General features: G+C 67.9%; 20 protein-coding genes and 2 tRNA genes. 9 read left to right on the forward strand and 13 right to left on the reverse strand.

Translation table 11 applies throughout. From position 1 onward, the window contains the following. Positions 1 to 99 precede the first annotated feature (99 nt). Positions 100 to 633, reverse strand: a complete 534-nt coding sequence (locus tag GFH49_RS18520; RefSeq protein WP_155057130.1) for a peptidylprolyl isomerase — start codon at positions 631 to 633, stop codon at positions 100 to 102. Positions 634 to 952: 319 nt separating this feature from the next. Between GFH49_RS18520 and GFH49_RS18525 the strand changes: the two genes are divergently transcribed. Beyond that, on the forward strand, positions 953 to 1654 hold the full coding sequence (locus GFH49_RS18525; protein ID WP_155057132.1) for a DUF5324 family protein: 702 nt from the start codon (positions 953 to 955) through the stop codon (positions 1652 to 1654). A 428-nt stretch (positions 1655 to 2082) separates the two neighbouring features. On the opposite strand, the gene GFH49_RS18530 is transcribed toward GFH49_RS18525, so the two are convergent. Continuing rightward, positions 2083 to 2155: transfer RNA gene (locus GFH49_RS18530), tRNA-Ala, on the reverse strand. A 181-nt stretch (positions 2156 to 2336) separates the two neighbouring features. Between GFH49_RS18530 and GFH49_RS18535 the strand changes: the two genes are divergently transcribed. Together GFH49_RS18535 and GFH49_RS18540 are read left to right on the forward strand one after the other, a co-directional pair. Continuing rightward, positions 2337 to 2885 carry a helix-turn-helix domain-containing protein gene (locus GFH49_RS18535; protein WP_155057134.1) on the forward strand — a complete coding sequence of 183 codons (549 nt, stop codon included), beginning with the start codon at positions 2337 to 2339 and terminating at the stop codon, positions 2883 to 2885. A gap of 198 nt (positions 2886 to 3083) precedes the next feature. After that, on the forward strand, positions 3084 to 4724 hold the full coding sequence (locus GFH49_RS18540; RefSeq protein ID WP_155057135.1) for a serine/threonine-protein kinase: 1641 nt from the start codon (positions 3084 to 3086) through the stop codon (positions 4722 to 4724). A 39-nt stretch (positions 4725 to 4763) separates the two neighbouring features. On the opposite strand, the gene GFH49_RS18545 is transcribed toward GFH49_RS18540, so the two are convergent. Together GFH49_RS18545 and GFH49_RS40195 are read right to left on the reverse strand one after the other, a co-directional pair. After that, positions 4764 to 6044, reverse strand: a complete 1281-nt coding sequence (locus tag GFH49_RS18545) for a hypothetical protein (protein ID WP_230396366.1) — start codon at positions 6042 to 6044, stop codon at positions 4764 to 4766. Positions 6045 to 6332: 288 nt separating this feature from the next. Further along, entirely contained in the window at positions 6333 to 6461 is a 129-nt protein-coding gene (locus GFH49_RS40195) for a DLW-39 family protein (RefSeq protein WP_003999697.1), read from the reverse strand. 326 nt (positions 6462 to 6787) lie between these two features. Between GFH49_RS40195 and GFH49_RS18555 the strand changes: the two genes are divergently transcribed. Next, positions 6788 to 7123 carry a DUF6344 domain-containing protein gene (locus GFH49_RS18555; RefSeq protein ID WP_155057142.1) on the forward strand — a complete coding sequence of 112 codons (336 nt, stop codon included), beginning with the start codon at positions 6788 to 6790 and terminating at the stop codon, positions 7121 to 7123. A 432-nt stretch (positions 7124 to 7555) separates the two neighbouring features. Here the strand turns inward: GFH49_RS18555 and GFH49_RS18560 are convergent. The 9 genes from GFH49_RS18560 to dnaA all read right to left on the reverse strand — a co-directional run bounded on the left by GFH49_RS18560 (position 7556) and on the right by dnaA (position 20300). Beyond that, a tRNA-Ile gene (locus tag GFH49_RS18560) sits at positions 7556 to 7632 on the reverse strand. Between the two features lie 124 nt (positions 7633 to 7756). Further along, the gene (locus GFH49_RS18565; protein WP_155057144.1) at positions 7757 to 8545 is read right to left on the reverse strand and encodes a DUF3566 domain-containing protein; all 789 of its coding nucleotides are present in this window, start codon (positions 8543 to 8545) and stop codon (positions 7757 to 7759) included. An 18-nt stretch (positions 8546 to 8563) separates the two neighbouring features. Continuing rightward, positions 8564 to 11155, reverse strand: a complete 2592-nt coding sequence (gene gyrA, locus GFH49_RS18570; protein ID WP_155057146.1) for a DNA gyrase subunit A — start codon at positions 11153 to 11155, stop codon at positions 8564 to 8566. A 42-nt stretch (positions 11156 to 11197) separates the two neighbouring features. Next, complete coding sequence (gyrB, locus tag GFH49_RS18575) at positions 11198 to 13282, reverse strand: DNA topoisomerase (ATP-hydrolyzing) subunit B (RefSeq protein WP_155057148.1); 2085 nt, start codon at positions 13280 to 13282, stop codon at positions 11198 to 11200. Positions 13283 to 13669: 387 nt separating this feature from the next. Next, on the reverse strand, positions 13670 to 14212 hold the full coding sequence (locus GFH49_RS18580; protein ID WP_155057149.1) for a DciA family protein: 543 nt from the start codon (positions 14210 to 14212) through the stop codon (positions 13670 to 13672). Next, positions 14209 to 15330 carry a DNA replication/repair protein RecF gene (recF, locus tag GFH49_RS18585; protein WP_155057151.1) on the reverse strand — a complete coding sequence of 374 codons (1122 nt, stop codon included), beginning with the start codon at positions 15328 to 15330 and terminating at the stop codon, positions 14209 to 14211. The genes GFH49_RS18580 and recF overlap by 4 nt, the downstream gene beginning before the upstream one ends. A 52-nt stretch (positions 15331 to 15382) precedes the next feature. Then, positions 15383 to 16258 carry a phosphogluconate dehydrogenase (NAD(+)-dependent, decarboxylating) gene (gene gnd, locus GFH49_RS18590; RefSeq protein WP_155057153.1) on the reverse strand — a complete coding sequence of 292 codons (876 nt, stop codon included), beginning with the start codon at positions 16256 to 16258 and terminating at the stop codon, positions 15383 to 15385. A gap of 140 nt (positions 16259 to 16398) precedes the next feature. Continuing rightward, positions 16399 to 17529, reverse strand: coding sequence for a DNA polymerase III subunit beta (gene dnaN, locus GFH49_RS18595; protein WP_155057155.1), 1131 nt, complete (start codon positions 17527 to 17529; stop codon positions 16399 to 16401). Between the two features lie 860 nt (positions 17530 to 18389). Beyond that, entirely contained in the window at positions 18390 to 20300 is a 1911-nt protein-coding gene (dnaA, locus tag GFH49_RS18600) for a chromosomal replication initiator protein DnaA (protein WP_155057157.1), read from the reverse strand. A gap of 364 nt (positions 20301 to 20664) precedes the next feature. Between dnaA and rpmH the strand changes: the two genes are divergently transcribed. From rpmH to GFH49_RS18625, 5 genes are read left to right on the forward strand one after another with little or no spacing between them, the layout of a single operon-like run. Next, positions 20665 to 20802 (forward strand): 50S ribosomal protein L34, encoded by a 138-nt coding sequence (rpmH, locus tag GFH49_RS18605; protein ID WP_003956500.1) that lies wholly within the window; start codon positions 20665 to 20667, stop codon positions 20800 to 20802. A gap of 21 nt (positions 20803 to 20823) precedes the next feature. Next, positions 20824 to 21195 (forward strand): ribonuclease P protein component, encoded by a 372-nt coding sequence (rnpA, locus tag GFH49_RS18610; protein WP_155057158.1) that lies wholly within the window; start codon positions 20824 to 20826, stop codon positions 21193 to 21195. Beyond that, complete coding sequence (gene yidD / locus GFH49_RS18615) at positions 21192 to 21545, forward strand: membrane protein insertion efficiency factor YidD (protein WP_155057160.1); 354 nt, start codon at positions 21192 to 21194, stop codon at positions 21543 to 21545. The genes rnpA and yidD overlap by 4 nt, the downstream gene beginning before the upstream one ends. A 3-nt stretch (positions 21546 to 21548) precedes the next feature. Then, positions 21549 to 22826 carry a membrane protein insertase YidC gene (gene yidC / locus GFH49_RS18620; protein ID WP_155057162.1) on the forward strand — a complete coding sequence of 426 codons (1278 nt, stop codon included), beginning with the start codon at positions 21549 to 21551 and terminating at the stop codon, positions 22824 to 22826. A 15-nt stretch (positions 22827 to 22841) separates the two neighbouring features. Further along, a complete protein-coding gene (locus GFH49_RS18625; protein WP_155057164.1) occupies positions 22842 to 23354 on the forward strand; it encodes a Jag family protein in 513 nt (170 codons plus the stop codon). Position 23355: the final 1 nt, after the last annotated feature.

A 23355-nucleotide genomic window follows, 5' to 3' on the forward strand; every position in this document is an offset into this window, starting at 1 on the left:
TGGTCGTACGCAGATGAACCGCCCCGCCCATCCTTACGGATGAGCGGGGCGTTTGGTTCCCTGTGGGAGGTACCGGGCCCTTCGGGCCGGGAGTGTGTCCTAGCCTTCGCGGGTCTCGACGACGACCGACTCGATGACGACGTCGTTGAGCGGGCGGTCGGTGCGCGGGTTGGTCTGCGTCGACACGATGGCGTCGATGACCTTCTGGCTCGCGCCGTCGGTGACCTCACCGAAGATGGTGTGCTTGCGGTTCAGCCAGGTCGTCGGGGCGACCGTGATGAAGAACTGCGAGCCGTTGGTGCCCGGACCGGCGTTGGCCATGGCCAGGAGGTAGGGCTTGTCGAAGGAGAGGTCCGGGTGGAACTCGTCCTCGAACTGGTAGCCGGGACCGCCGGTGCCGTTGCCCAGCGGGTCACCGCCCTGGATCATGAAGCCGCTGATCACCCGGTGGAAGACCGTGCCGTCGTAGAGCTTGTTGGTGGACCGCTCGCCGGTGGCGGGGTTGGTCCACTCACGCTCGCCCTTGGCGAGCTCGACAAAGTTCCGGACCGTCTTGGGGGCGTGGTTCGGCAGGAGCCGGACTTCGATGTCGCCGTTGTTGGTCTTCAGGGTGGCGTAGAGCTGCTCAGCCACGATCTGCCTTCCGTTGTCTTCCTGTGATCCCCTGATCCTCGCACGGTCGGCGCCGTACGTCGCCCGCCGCCCGGTTCCGGACCGGTTTGCCTGCGTGTCGCTTGCGAGAAATCCGGGCGACTGGGCCTGGGCCGGGGGCGCGAAGCGACGATCCGTGGCATTGTCGACGACAAGCTCCTGTTGCCCCGTATTCATCCGCTATTGCACTTGAGCCATGACCCGGATGCCCGCCCTCACATGCCCCGGGGCTCCTCGGCAGGCATGATCCGTAAAAGGGTGGATAGCCGAAATACCGTACGCCACCGAGGAGGAGGATCCCGTGACCCGCATCGACAGCGTGCGCGCCGCGACCGGCTCGGCGAAGGACAGCGTGCTGCACGCCGCGGAAGTGGTGGCGCCCTACGCCGACACGGCCAAGGACAGGGCCACGCACTATGCGCACGAGGCGCGCGTACGGCTCGCGCCGAAGGTGTCGCTGGCCGCCGAGCAGGCCCGCGCCCAGTACGGCACGCATGTCGTACCGCGCCTGGAACAGGCCCGCGCACATGTACCGCCGAAGGTCGACCATGCCGCCCATGAGGCCGCCGTCCGCACTCGCAAGGCTGCTCGGCAGGCCGCCGACTACTCCAAGCCGCGGTTTGAGCAGGCGGTGGCTGTGGCTGTGCCCGTCAAGGACGAGGCCGCCGCCCGGAGCGCGGCCGCACTGGCCGCGCTGCGCAACCATGTCTCGGCCGAGGACATCCAGAAGCTGGCCCGCAGGCATGAGCGGCGTGCCAGGGCCGGCCGGATCGCCAGGGCGCTGGCGGTTCTGGGTGTGTTGGGGGCCGGCGCCTTCGCCGCCTGGAAGTGGTGGGACAAGCAGGCCAACCCTGACTGGCTGGTCGAGCCGCCCGCCGCGACGGAGGTGCCCGAGGGTGACCGGCTGACCTCGGTGGACGGCAGCGGCCAGTCCGCGCTCGATCCCGAAGTGCAGGCCAAGGAGGCTGAGGAGGAGGCCGCCAAGCGCGAAGAGGGACGGTGAGCGTTCCGGCTGGTCGCGCAGAGTGTGCGGTGGGGCGGGAGACTTGACGGTCTCCCGCCCCACCGCGATGTTTCACGTGGAACAGTCGCGGGGCGTCGAACCGGGCATGTGTTTACGCCCACCACTCTCGATGACGTTTGCAACGGACCGAGTGTGCAGGTTCGGCACAGACTTCCTTAACGGAACGTATTCTGCTGGCTACTTTTACGCGTACGCACCAGCTCACAAGGCCTGCACGTCGGGGCGTGCTCACGCCCGCGCGGCCGATCGCGTCCGCGGCCACCCTGTCGGCTTCACCGGCCGCCATCTCTTTGCGCAAATAACTGCAACGACATCGGACCGGTCCGCGTGACGCACGTCACCCCTGGAAGGCGGCCCGCCAAAAGAACCGGCCAGGCGCCGCTGAGGCACCTGGCCGGTCCGAGGTGTGGAGCCTAGGGGAGTCGAACCCCTGACATCTGCCATGCAAAGACAGCGCTCTACCAACTGAGCTAAGGCCCCGGAAAACAAGCATCCGACCGGAAGAACCACATACCGGCGGGCGCGCAGACCAGAGTACCGGGTCGCCCCCGGTATCTCGCAAAACGATTAGGGGTCCCGGTGGACCGCCACTCTCCGTAAGATGCTCGGCGTGGTTCGCGACAGCGAACCGCCGTTTTGGGGAAAGCGATGGGGAGACGCAATGGACGCCGTACAGCAGGAAGCCACCGCAAGAGCGCGGGAACTGCAGCGGAACTGGTACGGGGAGCCGCTGGGGGCACTCTTCCGTAAGCTGATAGAAGATCTTGGCCTGAACCAGGCTCGCCTCGCGGGGGTACTGGGCCTGTCCGCACCGATGCTGTCGCAGCTGATGAGCGGCCAGCGGGCGAAGATCGGCAATCCCGCCGTGGTCCAGCGGGTGCAGCTGCTCCAGGACCTGGCCGGTCAGGTCGCGGACGGCAGCGTCAGTGCGGCCGAGGCGACCGAGCGCATGGAAGAGATCAAGAAGTCGCAGGGGGGCTCGGTGCTCAGCAACACCACGACCACGACCAGCAGTTCGGGGGCGCCCACGGTCAAGCGGGTGGTCCGCGAGATCCAGTCGCTGCTGCGCTCCGTGGCGGCCGCGGGAGACATCATCGAGGCGGCGGACACCCTCGCCCCGGCCCACCCGGAACTGGCAGAGTTCCTCCGGGTGTACGGCGCGGGCCGCACCTCCGACGCGGTGGCGCACTACCAGTCCCACCAGAGCTGAACCGGCGCCCCGGTCACCGAAGGGGGTTCGGTAGCCGGGTCGACAGCCGAGGACGAGGACGGGACTGAAGGGGATTCGCGGAACACGGGGGACGCGATCCACGGGCGTATCGCTCATCGCACAGGGGGCGGCAGGAGTCGTAACACGCTCTGAGGGGGAAGCAAGGGACAGCCGAAGGGGGAGGAGCGACGCACAGCCATGGGTGAGGTCTTCGCCGGCCGGTATGAACTGGCCGACCCGATCGGACGCGGCGGCGTAGGTGCTGTGTGGCGTGCCTGGGACCATCGCAGGCGCCGCTATGTCGCCGCCAAGGTGCTGCAGCAGAGCGACGCGCACTCGCTGCTGCGCTTCGTTCGGGAGCAGGCACTGCGGATCGACCACCCGCATGTGCTCGCGCCCGCCAGCTGGGCCGCCGACGACGACAAGGTCATGTTCACCATGGATCTGGTCGCCGGGGGTTCGCTGGTCCATCTGGTCGGGGACTACGGTCCTCTGCCCGCTCGCTTCGTCTGCACCCTCCTCGACCAGCTCCTCTCGGGGCTGGCCGCCGTGCACGCTGAAGACGTCGTGCATCGCGACATCAAGCCCGCCAACGTCCTGTTGGAGGCCACCGGTACGGGCCGGCCTCGGCTGCGGCTGTCCGACTTCGGCATCGCCATGCGGCTGGGTGAGCCGCGGTTGACGGAGACCAATCTCGTGGTGGGCACGCCGGGTTATCTGGCGCCCGAGCAGATGATGGGCGCGGAACCGGACTTTGCCGCGGACCTGTTCGCCGTAGGACTGGTGGCGCTGTATCTGCTGGAGGGCGCGAAACCTGACGCCAAGGCCCTCATCCAGTACTTCGCGGAGCACGGGACTCCGGGGGCGCCCAAGAGCGTTCCCGAGCCGCTGTGGCAGGTCGTGGCCATGCTGCTCCAGCCGGACCCGCAGGCGCGGTTCCGGACGGCCACGGGGGCACGCAAGGCGCTCGCCTCGGCCGCGGAACTCCTTCCGGAGGCAGGCCCCGACGACGAGCTGATCGAGATCTTCGACCAGATAGGCCCGCTTCCCCCGGGGTTCGGCCCCGGCGGTCCACTCAAACCGGCAAGGGGAGTGGAGCCGCCGAGCGGCGGGCCAGGGCAGGCTGCCGAGCGCGGCGAAGCGGCCTCCGTGCCGAACAGCTCTGATACGAGCTCCGGGTCGAACGGCACCGGCACGGGTTCGGTACCGACCGGTGCGGGCGCCGCCGTCGTACGGGCTGATCTGCGGCGGGAGTCCGATCCGCGGCAGGTGTCCGATCCTCAGCAGCGGGTCGGCGGTCCACGGCAGGGCACCGATCCCCAGCAGCCGACGGGCTCGCAGCCGTCCAGCATGTCGGACACCGGCAGCTTCCATCTGCCGCCCCCTCAGCCCACCGGCTCCTCCCCCCGACCACAGCCCGCGCCCCATCCCCCGGCGCCGGCTCAGCAGCATCCAGAACTGCACCAGAACCCGTACCCACACTCGCAGCACCAGCACCAGCAGCCCCATCCGCAGGCAGCCGAGGACAGCCACCCCAGCCCTGCCCCCTTCTCCCCCTACGACTCCACGCGTGTCCTGTCCTCCCCTCAGCCGCACACACCGCGCCACTCCACTCAGGCCCTGACACCGGTGTCGCAGCAGCGCGCCGATGCCTCTACTGCTTCGTACACCGCTCAAGACGCGCGGGTTCCACCTTCCGCGCAGGCGATTTCACAACCGCGGCACCGCGCAGCCCGGCCACCCCGCCGCCCCGGTCCGCCGGCGAAAGTGGCCGTCCCGCTGCTGCTGCTTGCTCTGGCCTGCTATGCGGTGGGGTTCTGGGCGCTGACCCGCATCTGAGCCCAACCCTCGGGCCGCCCCAGCCCGCAGGCGGGACCGCTACCAGGCCCGCGCCCGCCTCCGGGCCATCACCGTCCACACCCCGAGCACCGCCACCAGCACCGTGCCCGCGCCGATCCCGCTCACGGCGACCACCGTCATCGCGGCGTCCCCGCTCCCGGACCCGCCGGAGCCGCCCTCGATGACGGCCTCCTGCTCCTGTGCCGTCTGCTCCTGTGCCGTGACGTCGAAGAGGTTCGGTGGCTCGGCTTTCCCTGCGTAACGCGGCCCGGCGTCTGCCGTGCCGCTGACACGGATCCGCAGCGTCAGCCCGAAGGGCCCGTCGCCGAACTCTTCGGCCATCTGCTCGGCGAGATGGACTACGAGGTAGTACGAGCCGGCGAACCGCATGCCGCTGACTGGGTCGGACCTATTGGCGTACCGGTTGTCGTACGCGACCGGTGGCAGCGGATCGAGCGACTCCGACTTCTGGCTGCCGTTGTAGTGCAGGCTGACGTCGTCGATGTGGGCGCGTACGGGGTTGTAGAGGGACATGTCCAGGGCGGAGGCCACGAGGCTGCCATCGCTGCTCGAACTGCCCAGCTCGGCGGTTGCGTACAGTTGCTGTCCCCAGTCGACCGGCACCTTGTAGAAGAGGGTCTGCCCGGGCCGCGGGTGGTCGCGCCAGACGCCTTGACCGATGGTTGTCGCCCGGCTGAAGCCGCCGCCGCCCTCGCGCTGCTCTGCCTCGCTCAGCGGGGGTGTGGGCGAGGCGGAGTTCCAGTCCTCGGGTGCCTCGGTCGAACCGGTCTGCCTCAGCCGTGGTTCGGAGACGGGGGCCAGCTCCAGATCCCAGGCGCCGGGTGTGGAACCGCTCCGGTCGACGCGCTCGACGACCACGTAGTAGGTGCCCGCGCCTTCGCAGGAGGAGCCGCCTGGGGCGGCCTCGCGCTCTCCCCAGGCGACGATGGGATGCGGGCTGCGGCTGCCGAAGGTGGCGGTGTCGTACGAGCAGGAGCGGCTGTTGGCGTTCTGCACCGACACCTTGAGGCTGTCGGTGGGGGTCACTGTGGCGTCCGCGCGCGGGACGGCGGTCACGGAGACGTACACATTCGAGGTGGCGTCGAGTTCGAGGCGGTAGAAGAGCTTGCCGCCCTGTGGAAGGGAACTGCGGTACGTCGTGGCCACGTCCAGCCGTTCGGCCTCCGTGGTGCCCGTCGCCCCCTCGACGGGCCGCGCGTCCTCGTCGAACTCGTACGATCCGGGCGACGCCCCGGCGGCGAGCGCCGTACCCCCCGCCGGGACCGCCGCCGCACAGAGGACGGCTGCCACAACAGCCACGCGCGCGTACCGCGACGGACGAAGACGACGACCGGGCCATGCCCTGGCCCGCCCCCACGTCGTACGCAGCCCCATCACACGCCCCCCTCGTCGTCGCCGGACCCGGGACCGTGGCCCATCCTGCCCCGTTCGGGGATGCGGCATCGGCGTAATCCGTACGAGCGGCCGAAACACCCGCCTCAAAGGCACCGCGAAGCACATCGCACCCCATGCCAGATCCGGGGATGCCTCGCAACACAAAACCCCGACCGCTCGGCGGCCGGGGTTTTCAGAATCCGATGTCGATACTCACGAACCCGTGGGCACGGAGTCAGTCGCCTCCGTCCACAGATCCTGCTCGGCGCGATCCGCCTGGATCTGGCGGTACACGAGGAGCCCGCCGATGGCGGCCAGTGCGACCAGGAGAAGCTTCTTCACCGCGCGACCTCGTCTTTCCTTGACGTAGGGGACCTCTGGCGCCCGACTATACACACCGACCGATATCGATCGGTGACCTGTGTCGGCAGCCAACTCCGGTCCCGAACACCGCAGTAGAAGCGGACGACACCGCTCCGATCGGACGGTGATCACACGGCCACGGACGGCGACTTTGTGACTTTATTTCGCTTTTCTTCCCATATGCACCCATCCGGGTGGTGTTGATCAGAACATCAAGGCGCAACGGGCGTCGGTCCACCACTTCGCGAGCCACATAAACATCATGAGGAAAGTACGCAAATCGCCCAACCCGAAAGTGAGGGGCCATGGCCAGGAACAAGGTCATGAAGCTGTGGACCGCCATCGTCACCGCCTTCCTCGCGCTGTGCACGGCGCTCGGATTCGTCACCACGACCGCGAACGCGGCCGTAGCGCAGTCCGAGGCACCGAGCGACAGCGCCACGCACGTGACGGCGCCGCCGATCCCGTGGGCCTGGTCCCGCTCTCTGCCCCCCACCATGAAGCAACGCATCCGCGCCGAGGCTCACGGCAAGTCCCCCAGCTGCCGACACCGACCGCGGACGGACACGGTTGTGGACGCGGCACTGGAAGCCGCCTCCCTCTGCGACCCGGCCGATCCCCCTACGCCCCTCCAGCGCTGACCCCTGCGCCGCTTCTTCCTCCCCCATCCCGCAACGGCGAACTTGCGTACAGCACCGCCCGGACCAAGGCCCGGCCGCTCAACCCGAGCGGCCGGGCCTTTCTCATGAAGCACAGGATTGAGCACGATGTGCAGAACACAGAACACAGAACAGAAAACGCAGAGCACAGAACACGAGCCGCTCACCCACCCCCCGCAGCCGGCCAGGACCAGCCCTGCCTGCTTTAGACGCGGTGCTGTGCGTCCAGGGCGACGCCCTTCACAGAGACGGGCCACAGGGGTGACGCCTACGTCATCACGATCCTTTCCGGTGATGCAGGCGCGGGACGTGCGGAACGTGACAAGCCACCCCAACCCACCACTTCCCCCAGCAGTTGATGTCAACCGTTGATGCCAGAAGACCCCCGGCCCTGTGGACCGGGGGTCTTCTCGCTGGTGGGGCTAACAGGATTTGAACCTGTGGCCTCATCCTTATCAGGGATGCGCTCTAACCAACTGAGCTATAGCCCCGCCGCGCTCTGCGGTGTATGCCCCGCGCGCTGACTCCTGAAGATTAGCGCACGACGTGGGCAGTCCCAAAATCGATAGGTGGAGGACCGTCGGCCGAGGTTTGAAACGGCGCTGCCGGTTAATGTCACTCGTCTTCGGCCAGCGTCAGCTCGACGCCACCGACGAAGCCCGCTGACAGGTTGTAGATGAACGCGCCGAGTGTCGCCAGGGCCGTGGCGAGGACGACGTCGATGACCGCGATGATCGTCGTGAAGATCAGGACGTTCGGGAGGGACAGGAAAGACTGGAGGTCGAAGCCGTTCGACTCGTTGGAGCCGGTGGCCTCGGAGATCGTTCCGCCGACCGTCGAGAAGACGCCCATCGCGTCCATGACCATCCACAGTACCGCCGACGCGACGATCGTGCAGATGCCCAGGGCGATGGAGAGCAGGAAGCTCACCTTCATGACCGACCACGGGTCGGCCTTCGCCACGCGCAGCCGGGCCTTGCGGATGCGGGGCGTCGTACGCGCGCCCGTGCGGGGCCGGCGTACGGCACCGGCGGGCGCCTCCGTCGACTGGTAGGCCTGCGGCGGGTGGTACGGGCCGGAGGGCTGCTGTTGCCGGCGCTCTCCCGGCAGCGGAGAGGCCGACGCCTGCGGCGCCGCCTGGGCGGCGGGCTGGGCCGACGGCTGGGGCTGGGTGCCCGGTGCGGCCGGGCCCGCCCCAGCCGCGTACTGCTGGGTCTGCGAGCCGCGGGTGTCCGTCACAGTTCTCCCCTGGGATCCATGAGTGTCAGGCGAGTGCGAGTCGGTCGGGGACGACTTGATCGCTTGCAGGTTGGTCGTGTGCGAGTCCGTCCCACGCGCGGCGGAGCCACGGCCGCCGCCGTCCCTCTCCGTACCGGTCGGTCCGGCGCCCGTGGCTCCGCTCACGATGACTCACTCCTCGCGCTACTCGTCCGAGGGCGCCTCGCCCTCGTCCGTGCCGGTGGTCGCGGCACCCTCGGCGGTCTCGTCCACGGCCACGTCGCCGTCGACTTCCTCCGCCTCGCGTCCCGCCTCGGCGTTGCGTGCGATGCCGACCACGGCATCGCGCTTGCCCAGGTTGATCAGTTGGACGCCCATCGTGTCACGGCCCGTCTCCCTGACCCCGTTGACTCGCGTACGAATCACACCGCCGGACAGCGTGATGGCGAGGATCTCGTCGGTCTCCTCGACCACCAGCGCACCGACGAGCGATCCGCGGTCCTCCACGATCTTGGCGGCCTTGATGCCGAGGCCGCCGCGTCCCTGGACGCGGTACTCGTCGACAGCGGTCCGCTTTGCGTACCCACCGTCGGTGGCAGTGAACACGAACGTACCGGGTCGAACAACATTCATCGAGAGCAGCTCGTCGCCCTCGCGGAAACTCATGCCCTTGACACCCGAGGTGGCACGGCCCATGGGACGCAGGACGTCGTCCGTGGCGGTGAACCTGATCGACTGCGCCTTCTTGCTGATCAGAAGCAGATCGTCATCGGGCGATACGAGTTCGGCTCCGATCAGTTCGTCGTCCGAACCGTCCGCCGTCTCACGGAGGTTGATCGCGATGACGCCACCGGAACGCGGCGAATCGTAATCCTTCAGAGGCGTCTTCTTCACCAGACCGCCCTTGGTGGCGAGGACCAGGTACGGCGCCGCCTCATAGTCGCGGATCGCGAGGATCTCGGCGATCGCCTCGTCCGGCTGGAAGGCGAGCAGGTTCGCCACGTGCTGACCGCGCGCGTCACGGCCGGCGTCCGGCAGCTCGTACGCCTTCGCCCGGTAGACACGGCCCTTGTTGGTGAAGAACAGCAGCCAGTGGTGGGTGGTCGACACGAAGAAGTGGTCGACGATGTCGTCTTCCTTGAGCTTCGTGCCGCGCACGCCCTTGCCGCCGCGCTTCTGGGCCCGGTAGTCCACGGTCTTGGTGCGCTTGACGTAACCGCCGCGGGTGACGGTCACCACGATGTCCTCTTCGGCGATCAGGTCCTCGATGGACATGTCACCGTCGTAGGGCACCAGCATGGTCTTGCGGTCGTCGCCGTACTTCTCCACCAGCGCGGCCAGCTCCGCGCTGACGATGCCGCGCTGGCGGACCGGCGAGGCGAGGATCTCGTTGTACTCGTTGATCTTCGCCTGGAGTTCGTCGTGCTCCTGGACGATCTTCTGGCGCTCCAGGGCGGCAAGGCGCCGCAGCTGCATCTCAAGGATGGCGTTGGCCTGGATCTCGTCGATCTCCAGGAGCTGCATCAGGCCGCCGCGCGCGATCTCGACGGTGTCGCTGCGCCGGATCAGTGCGATGACCTCGTCGATGGCGTCCAGGGCCTTGAGGAGGCCGCGGAGGATGTGGGCGCGTTCCTCGGCCTTGCGCAGGCGGAAGCGCGTCCGGCGGACGATGACCTCGATCTGGTGCGTCACCCAGTGGCGGATGAACGCGTCGAGCGACAACGTCCTGGGCACCCCGTCCACCAGCGCCAGCATGTTGGCGCCGAAGTTCGTCTGCAGGTCCGTGTGCTTGTAGAGGTTGTTGAGTACGACCTTGGCGACCGCGTCCCTCTTGAGCACGATGACCAGACGCTGACCGGTACGGGACGACGTCTCGTCACGGACGTCCGCGATACCGCCGACCTTGCCGTCCTTCACCAGGTCGGCGATCTTCTGCGCCAGGTTGTCGGGGTTGACCTGGTACGGCAGCTCCGTCACCACCAGGCACTGGCGGCCCTGGATCTCCTCGACCTCGACGACCGCGCGCATCGTGATGGAGCCGCGGCCGGTGCGGTACGCCTCCTCGATGCCCTTGCGGCCGACGACGAGCGCGCCGGTCGGGAAGTCCGGGCCCTTGATGCGCTCGACGAGGGCGTCGAGCAGTTCCTCGTGCGACGCCTCGGGGTTCTCCAGGTACCACTGGGCGCCGGACGCGACCTCGCGCAGGTTGTGCGGCGGGATGTTGGTCGCCATGCCGACCGCGATACCGGCCGAGCCGTTGATCAGCAGGTTCGGGAAGCGGGCCGGCAGAACGGTCGGCTCCTGGGAGCGGCCGTCGTAGTTGTCCGTGAAGTCGACGGTCTCCTCGTCGATGTCGCGGACCATCTCCATCGACAGCGGCGCCATCTTGCACTCGGTGTAGCGCATGGCGGCCGCGGGGTCGTTGCCCGGAGAGCCGAAGTTGCCGTTGGAGTCGACGAGCGGCATGCGCATCGACCACGGCTGGGCGAGGCGGACCAGGGCGTCATAGATCGAGGAGTCGCCGTGGGGGTGGTAGTTGCCCATGACGTCGCCGACCACACGGGCGCACTTGTAGAAGCCCCGCTCGGGACGGTAGCCGCCGTCGTACATGGCGTACAGGACGCGTCGGTGGACGGGCTTGAGCCCGTCCCGGACGTCCGGCAGCGCGCGGGAGACGATGACGGACATCGCGTAGTCGAGGTACGAGCGCTGCATCTCCGTCTCAAGCCCGACGGGCTCGACGCGCAGGGTGAAGCCCTCGTCTTCAGGAGTGCCTGGAGTGTTCTCGTCGGCCATTGCTGGTGAAGATCCTTCCTGGTGCGGTCAGCTGAGACCGACTCAGATGTCGAGGAAGCGGACGTCCTTGGCGTTGCGCTGGATGAACTGGCGGCGTGCCTCGACGTCCTCTCCCATGAGGACCGAGAACAGGTCGTCGGCCTGGGCGGCGTCATCGAGGGTGACCTGGCCGAGGACGCGGTGCTCCTGGTCCATCGTGGTGATGCGCAGTTCCTCGGCGTTCATCTCGCCGAGCCCCTTGAAGCGCTGCACCGAGTCCTCGCGGATGCGCTTGCCGTTCTGCCGGCCGAGTTCGATCAGCGCGTCGCGCTCGCGGTCGGAGTACGCGTACTCGAAGTCGTCCCGGCCCCACTTGATCTTGTAGAGCGGGGGACGCGACAGGAACACGTGCCCGGCCTCGACCAGCGGCCGCATGAAGCGGAACAGGAACGTCAGCAGCAGGGTGTTGATGTGCTGGCCGTCGACATCGGCGTCCGCCATCAGGATGATCTTGTGATACCGCAGCTTCTCGATGTCGAAGTCCTCGTGGACCCCGGTGCCGAAGGCGGAGATCAGCGCCTGGATCTCCTGGTTCTGCAGGATCTTGTCGATCCGCGCCTTCTCGACGTTGAGGATCTTGCCTCGGATCGGGAGGATCGCCTGGTACTGCGGGTTGCGGCCGGACTTGGCCGAGCCGCCGGCGGAGTCACCCTCGACGATGAAGATCTCGCACTTGGTGGGGTCGTTCGACTGGCAGTCGGAGAGCTTGCCCGGCAGGGACGCCGACTCCAGCAGGCCCTTGCGGCGGGTGAGGTCGCGCGCCTTGCGGGCGGCCACGCGCGCGGTGGCGGCCTGGATGCCCTTGCGGACGATGTCCGCCGCCTCGTTCGGGTTGCGGTCCAGCCAGTCGTTGAGGTGCTCGTAGACCGCCTTCTGAACGAAGGTCTTCGCCTCCGTGTTGCCCAGCTTGGTCTTGGTCTGGCCCTCGAACTGGGGCTCGCTCAGCTTCACCGAGATGATCGCGGTGAGACCCTCGCGGATGTCGTCGCCCGTGAGGTTGTCGTCCTTCTCACGAAGCAGCTTCTTGTCGCGCGCGTACTTGTTGACCAGATTCGTCAGCGCCGCGCGGAAGCCCTCTTCGTGGGTGCCGCCCTCGTGGGTGTGGATGATGTTGGCGAAGGAGTACACGCCCTCGCTGTAGCCGCTGTTCCACTGCATGGCGACTTCGAGGGAGAGGGCCTTGTCCCTGTCCTCGGCCTCAAGGTCGATCACCGAGGGGTGCACCACGTCCCCCTTGCGGGAGTTGAGGTACTTCACGAAGTCGACGATGCCGCCTTCGTAGTGGTACGTGACCGTCTTGACCTCGGCGGTTTCGTCCGCCCCGGCCTCGTCCGCCCCGGAGGTGGCCTTCGCCGACTCGCGCTCATCAGTGAGTTTGATGGTCAAACCCTTGTTGAGGAACGCCATCTCCTGGAAGCGCCGCGAGAGCGTCTCGAAGGAGTAGTCCGTGGTCTCGAAGATGTCGCCGTCGGCCCAGAAGGTGACCGACGTGCCGGTCTCCTCGGTGGCCTCGTGCTGGGCGAGCGGTGCCGTGGGGACGCCCATCTTGTAGTCCTGCGTCCAGCGGTGGCCGTCCGTCCTGACCTCGACGGCGACCTTCGACGACAGCGCGTTCACCACGGAGACGCCCACGCCGTGCAGACCACCGGAGACCGCGTAGCCGCCGCCGCCGAACTTGCCGCCCGCGTGCAGCACGGTCAGCACGACCTCCAGGGCCGGCTTGCCCTCGGAGGGGACGATGCCCACCGGGATGCCGCGGCCGTTGTCGACGACGCGCACGCCGCCGTCGGCGAGGATCGTCACCTCGATGGTGTCCGCGTGGCCGGCCAGCGCCTCGTCGACGGAGTTGTCGACCACCTCGTACACGAGGTGGTGCAGTCCGCGCTCACCGGTCGAGCCGATGTACATACCGGGTCGCTTGCGGACCGCGTCCAGACCCTCGAGGACGGTGATGGCGCTGGCGTCGTACGAGGCGGTGACCTCGCCGTTCGACGAAGTCACCGCGGCGCTGGCGCCGACGTCGGTGGACGGGATGTTCTCGTTGGGGTTGCCGGAATCGGCCACGAAGCGCCCTTTCTGGCACAGCACGAGCCAGGCTCTGCGGGTCCCCCCTCCGGGGAGGGTTGCCGGAGCGGCTGCGGCATGTTGCGTTGGTAAGCCTTGATCAGCCTTGATCGGTGTTGCTCAGCTTTTCCCGGACGGTCCCCACGGCTGGGGCGGGATTAGCTTCCAGTCTACCGGTAGCGCCGACAGTGATGGGGCTTTGCCGGTACCTGAGTCCCCATGTGGCGCCCTGAATCGGTCTCCACCGGGTCCCCATATACGGAGCGGGGCTCCAAGAGGCTCACAGCGGCACTCAGCGCTTCCGACTGTCAACCCTTGGCTACTTCGGAGTCAGGTCGGGATTCGCGACCGCGTCCGCTGTACGCCGCGGGCGTCGACGCGCGTTGATCGCACACCCCGACGTGATGTCCGTCACCCATAGGTGTCGCCGGGTCCCGTGCTGCCCGGGGCGCGCAGCGGGCCGTAGCGGCGAGAGGGACCGCCCGGGCCGTTCACCTTGATCAGCCGCACCGCGCCGTGGCCCAGATCCTCGTTGAGGCGGGCCACCAGCGTGGGGGCGAGCAGACGCAGGTTCGTCGCCCAGGCCGTGGAGTCGCAGCGCACGATCAGCACCCGCTCGTCCTCGTCGTACCGCTCCGGCACACAGTGCTTCGCGACGTCCTCGCCGACGATCTGCGGCCAGCGGCCCATCACACCGCCCACCGCGGCCGGGGCCTCCCAACCCCGCTCGGTGATGAGGCGGTTGATCGCAGCCCCGAGCGCCATGGGGTCGCGTCCGTCGGCGCGCGCGCCGGAGCGCAGACCACCGCGGCGTGCCTGCTTCCTCTGCTGCGCGGCCTCCCCACGCGCGCGTGCCTGCTCCTTCGCGGCGCGCAACGCCACGCGCGCGAGATCGACGCCGGACGGCTCGGGTGCCCCCTGCCCCGGTGCCCTCTGGGAATCGTCGGCTGTCATGCGCGCTCCACCGTCCCGTCCGACACGGTGTACCGCGTCCCCGTCAGCACGTGCGGTACGTCATCGTCGACCGCGGCCGTCACCAGCACCTGCTCACCAGGGGCGACCAGCTCGGCCAGCCGCTCGCGCCGCCGGGTGTCCAACTCGGCGAACACGTCGTCGAGGATCAGCACCGGCTCATTGCCCTCGGCCCTGAGCAGGTCGTACGACGCCAGCCGCAGCGCCAGCGCAAAGGACCACGACTCACCGTGGGAGGCGTACCCCTTGGCCGGCAACTGACCGAGTCTGAAATGCATGTCGTCTCGATGAGGCCCTACGAGGGTGACGCCCCGCTCGATCTCCTGCTTGCGGGCATCGGCGAGCGCGGCCATCAGCTGCGCGTAGAGGTCCTCGCGTGTGTGCGCCTCACCCGGCGCGGACGGCTTGTACTCCAGGCCCACCGGACCGCCACCGGGGGCCAGTTGCTCGTACGCCTTGTCGACCAGCGGCTGGATCGCGGCTATCAGGTCCAGGCGCTGGGCGAGCAGCTCGGCGCCCGCGCGCGCGAGATGCTGGTCCCATACGTCGAGGGTCGACAGATCCATGGCACGGCCACCGTGCCGGCGGGCCAACGCGGCAGTTTTCAAAAGGGTGTTCCGCTGCTTCAGGACACGCTCGTAGTCGGAGCGCACACCGGCCATGCGCGGGGAACGGGCGGTGATCAGCTCGTCGAGGAAGCGGCGGCGCTCCCCGGGGTCGCCCTTGACCAGGGCAAGATCCTCGGGCGCGAACAGCACGGTCCGTACGATGCCCAGCACGTCACGGGGTCTGACCTGCGAGGACCTGTTGATGCGGGCGCGGTTCGCCCTGCCGGGATTCAGCTCCAGCTCGATCAGCTGCTGCCTCTCGCCCTGCTTGACCTGCGCACGGATGACCGCCCGGTCGGCGCCCATGCGGACGAGAGGCGCGTCGGAGGCGGCGCGGTGGCTGCCGAGGGTGGCGAGGTAGCCGACCGCCTCGACGAGGTTCGTCTTGCCCTGCCCGTTGGGGCCGACGAAGGCGGTGACGCCCGGGTCGAGCGGAACTTCGACCCGGGCGTAGGAGCGGAAGTCAGCCAGCGACAGATGCGTGACGTGCATGGTCGTTCGCCGACCTCCCCCAGTGTCGTGGACCGCTCAGCAGCCCTGTGGATTACTTCTTCTCGACCGCGTGCCCGCCGAACTGGTTCCGCAGCGCCGCGATCATCTTCATCTGCGGGGAGTCCTCCTGCCGGGAGGCGAACCGCGCGAACAGGGAGGCCGTGATCGCGGGCAGCGGCACGGCGTTGTCGATGGCGGCCTCCACAGTCCAGCGGCCCTCGCCGGAGTCCTGTGCACAACCGCGCAGCTTCTCCAGGTGCTCGTCCTCGTCGAGGGCGTTCACCGCGAGGTCGAGCAGCCAGGACCGGATGACCGTGCCCTCCTGCCAGGAACGGAACACCTCCCGGACATCGGTCACGGAGTCGACCTTCTCCAGGAGCTCCCAGCCCTCGGCATAGGCCTGCATCATCGCGTACTCGACGCCGTTGTGGACCATCTTCGCGAAGTGGCCCGCGCCGACCTTGCCGGCGTGCACCGCGCCGAAGTCGCCCTCGGGCTTGAGGGCGTCGAAGACCGGCTGCACCTTGGCGACGTTCTCCGCGTCGCCTCCGTACATCAGCGCATAGCCGTTCGCCAGGCCCCAGACGCCGCCGGAGACACCGCAGTCGACGAAGCCGATACCCCTGGCGCCCAGCTCTTCGGCGTGCTTCTCGTCGTCCGTCCAGCGCGAGTTGCCGCCGTCCACGACGACATCACCGGGCTCCAGCAGCTCGGCCAGCTCGTCGATGGTCGACTGGGTGGGTGCACCGGCCGGGACCATCACCCATACGACGCGCGGACCCGCAAGCTTGCCCACAAGATCAGAGAGGCTGTGGACATCTGCGAGGTCCGGATTGCGGTCGTATCCGATGACGGTGTGGCCTGCGCGGCGGATCCGCTCGCGCATGTTGCCGCCCATCTTGCCGAGACCGACGAGACCGAGCTCCATCAGTTGTTCCTTAGGTTGCTGTGTGGCGTGTGAGGCACCTTCGTACCCATGTCCGAGCCTAAACCCGGACTCTCACGCCCACCTGTGGGCATACGCGCTCAAACGTATGCCCCGACCTGCGGTGTTCTCGTCGGTCGCGGTCAGCCGCTGAGCCGGACCGGCATGATCAGGTACTTGTAGGCCTCGTCCGCCTCGGCGTCCAGCGCCGGCTTGCCGCTGAGCAGCGCGGGCTTGGTGGACGTCGTGAAGGACAGCTGGGCCACCGGGGAATCGATGGCGCTCAGGCCGTCCAGCAGGAACGTCGGGTTGAAGGCGATCGAGATGTCGTCGCCCTCCAGTTGAGCGTCCACCCGTTCCACAGCCTGTGCATCGTCGCTGGAACCGGCCTCCAGGATCAGCACACCCTGCTCGAAGCTGAGCCGCACCGGGGTGTTGCGCTCGGCGACCAGGGCCACACGCTTGACGGCCTCCACGAAGGGGGCGGTCTCGATCACGGCGACCGAGTTGAACTCCGTCGGGAACAGCGTGCGGTACTTCGGGAGGTCGCCCTCCAGCAGCCGCGTCGTCGTACGCCGACCGGCGCCCTCGAAACCGATCAGGCCCTCGCCCGCGCCCGAGCCGGACAGCGCCAGGATCACACTGTCGCCGCTGGTCAGCGCCTTGGCGGTGTCCAGGAGCGTCTTGGCGGGCACCAGGGCGACCGCGGACGCCTCCGGGTTCTCCGGCTTCCACAGGAACTCACGGACCGCGAAGCGGTAGCGGTCGGTGGAGGCCAGGGTGACCCGGTCGCCCTCGATCTCGATGCGCACACCGGTGAGGACGGGCAGCGTGTCGTCACGTCCCGCGGCGATGGCGACCTGAGAGGCCGCCGACGCGAAGACCTCGCCGGGGACGGTGCCGGTCGCCGTCGGCATCTGCGGCAGCGCCGGATACTCCTCCACAGGCAGTGTGTGGAGTGTGAATCGCGAGGAGCCGCAGACCACCGTCGCCCGTACACCGTCTGTGGAAATCTCCACCGGGCGGTTGGGCAGGGCGCGGGAGATGTCGGCGAGCAGCCTGCCGGAGACGAGGACCGTGCCCTCCTCCTCGACCTCGGCCTCCACGGACACCCGCGCGGAGACCTCGTAGTCGAAGCTGGACAGGCTCAGCTGGCCGTCCTCGGCCTTCAGCAGAAGGCCGGCGAGGACAGGCGCCGGCGGACGGGCCGGGAGGCTGCGCGCCGCCCAGGCCACTGCCTCCGCGAGTACGTCGCGTTCCACCCGGATCTTCACTGTTGCCGCCTCCTGCTGTTGCCGGCGCTTCTCGGCCTGCCTGGCTTCGTCGTCTGTCTCGGTGTCGTCGGCCCCTGGGAGGGGAAGGACACCGGGGAACAGTCTGACGCACGGCACTGACAGTAGGTGCCTCTCGGGGTCAAGTCGTGACGAGGGGCAGTCGGGCGCCGAAGAGTGAGTTGTGCACAGGGCCCCCTTCGAAACGGATTCCCAGCTCTCTCTAGTTGGGAGTAGTAGTAGGGGCTGTGGATACCGTGGATAACCTTGTTTTCCCAGGTCAACGCCGAGATTTTGTCCACGGGCCCTGTGGGGGACACCGGTGGACAACTGAACCAGTCTGTGGAGAACGGAAAGTTCTGCACACGCCATGCACAGCCTGGGGTGACTTCTCCCCAGCGCCGTCCCCAGCTTTGGTCACCTTTCCCACAGCCCATGCCGGCAGCTTGATGTGACGCCTTTCACTCGTCCCGGTGAGGAGGCGCGTCGCGTTGCCGAACAGTGGACAGCGATGTGGAGAAGTGAACCCTCACTGGGGACAACCGGCCTCAGCCTGTGGGTTGCCGGTGGACAACTTCGTGCACACCCTGTGGACTGTGCCCCTGTCCACAGGGTGTGGAGATCCTTCGTCCACCAATCCACAGCCACTTGACCTGCCTTGATGTCCTGTCGACAGGGGCACCTGTGGACAGGATCTGGACAACTCCCCAGTCCCCAGGGTGTGGACGGCAGAAAGTCAACCAATCTGTGGAGAGGGGCCGTAACCCCGGCACGCAATCGAACACCGGGCTGCCGCGGCATGACGAAGGGCGCCCTCCGGATCTTCTCCGGAGGGCGCCCTCGGTGCCGTAACCCTGTGGTCGTCAGCCGTTCTTGATGCGGTTCGTCAGCTCGGTCACCTGGTTGTAGATGGAGCGCCGCTCGGCCATCAGATTGCGGATCTTGCGGTCGGCGTGCATCACCGTCGTGTGGTCGCGGCCGCCGAACAGCGCGCCGATCTTCGGCAGTGACAGGTCCGTCAGCTCGCGGCACAGGTACATGGCGATCTGGCGGGCCGTGACGAGCTGGCGGCCGCGCGAGCTGCCGCACAGATCCTCGACCGTGAGGCCGAAGTAGTCGGCGGTCGCGCCCATGATGGCCGTCGAGGTGATCTCCGGCGTCGAGTCCTCGCCACCGGGGATGAGGTCCTTGAGCACGATCTCGGTCAGGCCCAGGTCCACCGGCTGCCGGTTGAGCGACGCGAACGCCGTCACCCGGATCAGAGCGCCCTCCAGCTCGCGGATGTTGCGCGAGATCCGGGAGGCGATGAACTCCAGCACCTCCGGCGGGGCGTTGAGCTGCTCCTGCACCGCCTTCTTGCGAAGGATGGCGATACGGGTCTCCAGCTCGGGCGGCTGGACGTCGGTGATCAGCCCCCACTCGAAGCGGTTGCGCAGGCGGTCCTCCAGTGTGACCAGCTGCTTGGGCGGCCGGTCGCTGGAGAGCACGATCTGCTTGTTGGCGTTGTGGAGCGTGTTGAAGGTGTGGAAGAACTCCTCCTGAGTCGACTCCTTGTCCGCGAGGAACTGGATGTCGTCGACGAGCAGGATGTCCATTTCCCGGTACCGCTTACGGAAGCTGTCGCCCTTGCCGTCGCGGATGGAGTTGATGAACTCGTTGGTGAACTCCTCCGAGCTCACGTACCGCACGCGCGTGCCCGGGTACAGGCTGCGTGCGTAGTGCCCGATCGCGTGCAGCAGGTGCGTCTTGCCGAGCCCCGACTCCCCATAGATGAAGAGGGGGTTGTACGCCTTCGCGGGCGCTTCGGCGACCGCCACCGCCGCCGCGTGCGCGAAGCGGTTGGAGGCGCCGATGACGAACGTGTCGAAGAGGTATTTCGGGTTCAGCCGCGCGGTCGGCTCGCCGGGACCGGTCGCCGGCGCGGGCTGCGCGGCCAGCGGGCCGGGGGCGCCGGTCGTGGGAAGCGTGGGTCCGACCGGTCCGCCGCGATGCACATGACCGGCGCCGGACGGCGGCTCGGGAAGCTCCCGGCGGACGTCACGCTGGTCGTAGTCGGAGCGGGACTGCTCGTAGTCGGAGCGCTGCGTGTCGTAGGAGGGGCGCTCCATGGACTGCGGGCGGTAGTCCTGGGCGGGCTGGCGGTACGCGTCCTGGGGAGGTGGGGAGTACGACTCCTGAGAGCCGTAGGAATCCTGGGGCCGGTACGAGTCCTGCGACGGCGATGCGTACGGGTCGCGGTCCGGGAAGCCGAGCCGCTGCTGTTGCCAGCCGTAGTCGTCCTGGGATCCGCGCGGCCACGCGCCGGGCTCGGGGCGCTGGTATTCCGAGGGATATGCGGGGCGGGCCGTCGGGAGCTGATCCGTGCGGGGCGGGGGCAGCTGATCGCTGGCGGTGCCGGAGCGGTCGTCGGCGCGGTGGCGGCCGTAGCCCTCGTACTGGGAGGAGGGGAGTTCAGGCTCCTCGTAGCGGGGGCGCGGGGGCGGGGAGGGGGCTTCGCCGACGGAGTCGTCGACGGTGATCGCGATGCGGATCGGGCGGCCGCATTCACGGCTCAGCGTCTCGCTGACGATCGGCGCGAGACGGCCCTCCAGTACGCCCTTCGCGAATTCGTTCGGTACGGCGAGCAGGGCGGTGTCCGCGACCAGCGCCAGGGGCTGGCAGCGGCGGATCCAGCGCTCGTCCTTCGCCTCGACGCCCTGCCCGCGTCCGTCTCCGAGGAGTTGCTCCAGTACTCGTGGCCACACTGCGGCAAGATCGGCAGGTACGTCAGCCACAGGGCACGCTCTCTCGTGGGTCCCACGAACGTGTGGTTCCGGGACTGGGTTGGGATGCACATCGGATGGGACGGGCGAATCGGAGTCCAGCCACGGTAGTCAGGGCGACGGGTGCGGTTCAAGTTGTTGTCCCCAGGCTGTGGATAGTGTCTCCCGCAGGCCGCTGGTTTGACCGGATGGCGTAGCCCCGCGTACCGTAACCAGGTCGAGTTGTCGATGGCTGCTGCCGCCTGCCTCCGATGGGCACAGATCGCTGAAGGTGATCGGGAAGCGGTGCACTCGGGCGTGATGCGAGCTACTCGTGGGCGCACGGTGACAGCCAGGACGGCACCCGCCACCACCGATTGATTTCTGGAGCCCCCGAGTGAGCAAGCGCACCTTCCAGCCGAACAACCGTCGCCGCGCGAAGACCCACGGCTTCCGGCTGCGTATGCGCACCCGTGCCGGCCGCGCGATTCTCGCGTCCCGCCGTAGCAAGGGTCGCGCCCGTCTGTCCGCCTGATCCCGGTCAGGTCATGACATCGTGCTGCCCACCGAGAACCGGCTGAGGCGGCGCGAGGACTTCGCGACCGCGGTACGACGAGGACGCAGGGCCGGACGCCCGACGCTCGTCGTCCACCTTCGAAGCGATGCCACGGACCCGCACGCGCCTGGGGAGAGCGCTCCCCCGACGCGTGCGGGTTTCGTCGTGAGCAAAGCGGTGGGCGGCGCGGTCGTACGGAACAAAGTGAAGCGCAGACTCCGTCACCTGATGCGGGAGCGAGTCGCCCTGTTGCCCCCCGGTAGCCTGGTAGTCGTACGAGCGTTGCCCGGCGCGGGCGACGCCGACCATGGACAACTGGCCCAAGACCTGGATGCCGCTCTGCGGCGGCTGCTGGGAGGGGGCGCACGATGAAGTACCCGCTGCTTGCTCTGATCAAGCTCTATCAGTGGACGATCAGTCCGCTGCTCGGGCCGGTCTGCAAGTACTACCCGTCGTGCTCCCATTACGGCTACACGGCCATTGACCGGCACGGTGCGATCAAGGGAACGGCACTCACTGCCTGGCGCATCCTGCGGTGCAATCCGTGGTCGCTGGGCGGCGTGGACCATGTCCCGCCGCGTAAGCGACCGCGGTGGCACGAAATGCTGCGTGACGCTTGGCGCACACGCAGGGGCGGGAACTCCGCCGCCGAAACGGCCACCGAGGGGCAGATTCCTTCGAGCCCGGCCGCAGAGACCCCGTCCCATGCCCAAGGAGCATGATTAGTGGACACGATTGCCAGCCTCTTCAGCTTCATCACGACACCTGTCTCCTGGGTCATCGTCCAGTTCCACACGGTGTACGGCGCCATTTTCGGCGATGACACCGGGTGGGCCTGGGGCCTGTCCATCGTGTCCCTGGTGATCCTGATCCGAATCTGCCTGATCCCGCTCTTCGTGCGGCAGATCAAGGCGACCCGGGCGATGCAGACGCTCCAGCCCGAGATGAAGAAGATCCAGGAGCGTTACAAGAACGACAGGCAGCGTCAGTCCGAAGAGATGATGAAGCTGTACAAGGAGACGGGTACCAACCCGCTCTCCTCGTGCCTTCCCATCCTGGCGCAGTCGCCGTTCTTCTTCGCGCTGTACCACGTGCTCAACAGCATCGCGAACAACGACACCGTCGGCGTGATCAACGATCGGCTGCTGGAGAGCGCGCAGCAGGCGCACATCTTCGGTGCCCCGCTGGCGGCGAAGTTCACCGACAGCTCGTCGGACGTCGCCGCGCTCGACGCCTCGCTGACCACCGTCCGCATCGTCACCGCGGTCATGATCGTCCTGATGTCGGCGTCGCAGTTCTACACGCAGCGCCAGCTGATGACGAAGAACGTCGACACCACGGTGAAGACGCCGTTCATGCAGCAGCAGAAGATGCTGATGTACATCTTCCCGGTCATGTTCGCCGTCTTCGGCATCAACTTCCCGGTGGGCGTCCTCGTCTACTGGCTGACCACCAACGTGTGGACCATGGGCCAGCAGATGTACGTCATCCGCAACAACCCGACTCCCGGTTCCAAGGCTCAGGCCGCGTACCTGGAGCGCCTGCACAAGCACGTCACGCACCATGGCAAGACGCGCAGCCGCGGTGAGAAGGCCATCGTCAAGGCCATCGTGGCCAAGGGCCGCGACCGCAACGAGTACGAGCGGAAGTTCATCAACGGCCTGAGCAAGGCCGGCCTCGCGGCTCAGACTGACGGCACCGTGGTGAAGAGCGAGACCGCGACCGTCCTGGAGACCGAGGACGGCACGCCGACCACCACCACGCCCAAGCGCCAGCAGCCGAAGCGGCAGAGCAAGTCCCAGCGGCAGGCCGGCGGCGCAAAGGCGGCTGGGGAGTCCTCCGGGCCGAAGACGTCACTGAGCAAGTCCGACGAGCCCGAGGATGCCAAGCCCGCCCCGAAGAAGGCCGCGCAGCAGAAGCCCGGCTCCGGTGGCGGCCGCAGCAAGGCCCAGTCCGGGCAGCGCAAGGGTCCGCAGCGGCCCAAGTCCCCGACCAAGAAGTAAGAAGGAGTCCATCCCGTGACGGAAGGCACCACCTCCGCCGCTGCCGAGGGTGCAGACACCCTGACCCGCCTGGAGCAGGAGGGCGAGATCGCGGCGGACTACCTTGAGGGTCTGCTGGACATCGCCGATCTCGACGGCGACATCGACATGGATGTCGAGGCGGACCGCGCGGCTGTGTCGATCATCAGCGACTCCGGCAGCCGTGACCTGCAGAAGCTGGTCGGCCGTGACGGCGAGGTGCTGGAGGCGCTCCAGGAGCTCACGCGCCTGGCCGTGCACCGGGAGACCGGGGACCGCAGCCGCCTGATGCTGGACATCGCGGGCTACCGGGCCAAGAAGCGCGCGGAGCTCTCCGAGCTGGGTGCGAAGGCCGCTGCCGAGGTCAGGAGCAGCGGTGAGCCCGTGAAGCTGAAGCCGATGAGTCCTTTCGAGCGCAAGGTCGTGCACGACGCGGTCAAGGCCGCGGGTCTGCGCAGTGAGTCCGAGGGCGAGGAGCCGCAGCGCTTCGTCGTTGTACTTCCTGCCTGAT

It is taken from the genome of Streptomyces blattellae, from assembly GCF_009709555.1.
Taxonomy (GTDB): domain Bacteria; phylum Actinomycetota; class Actinomycetes; order Streptomycetales; family Streptomycetaceae; genus Streptomyces; species Streptomyces blattellae.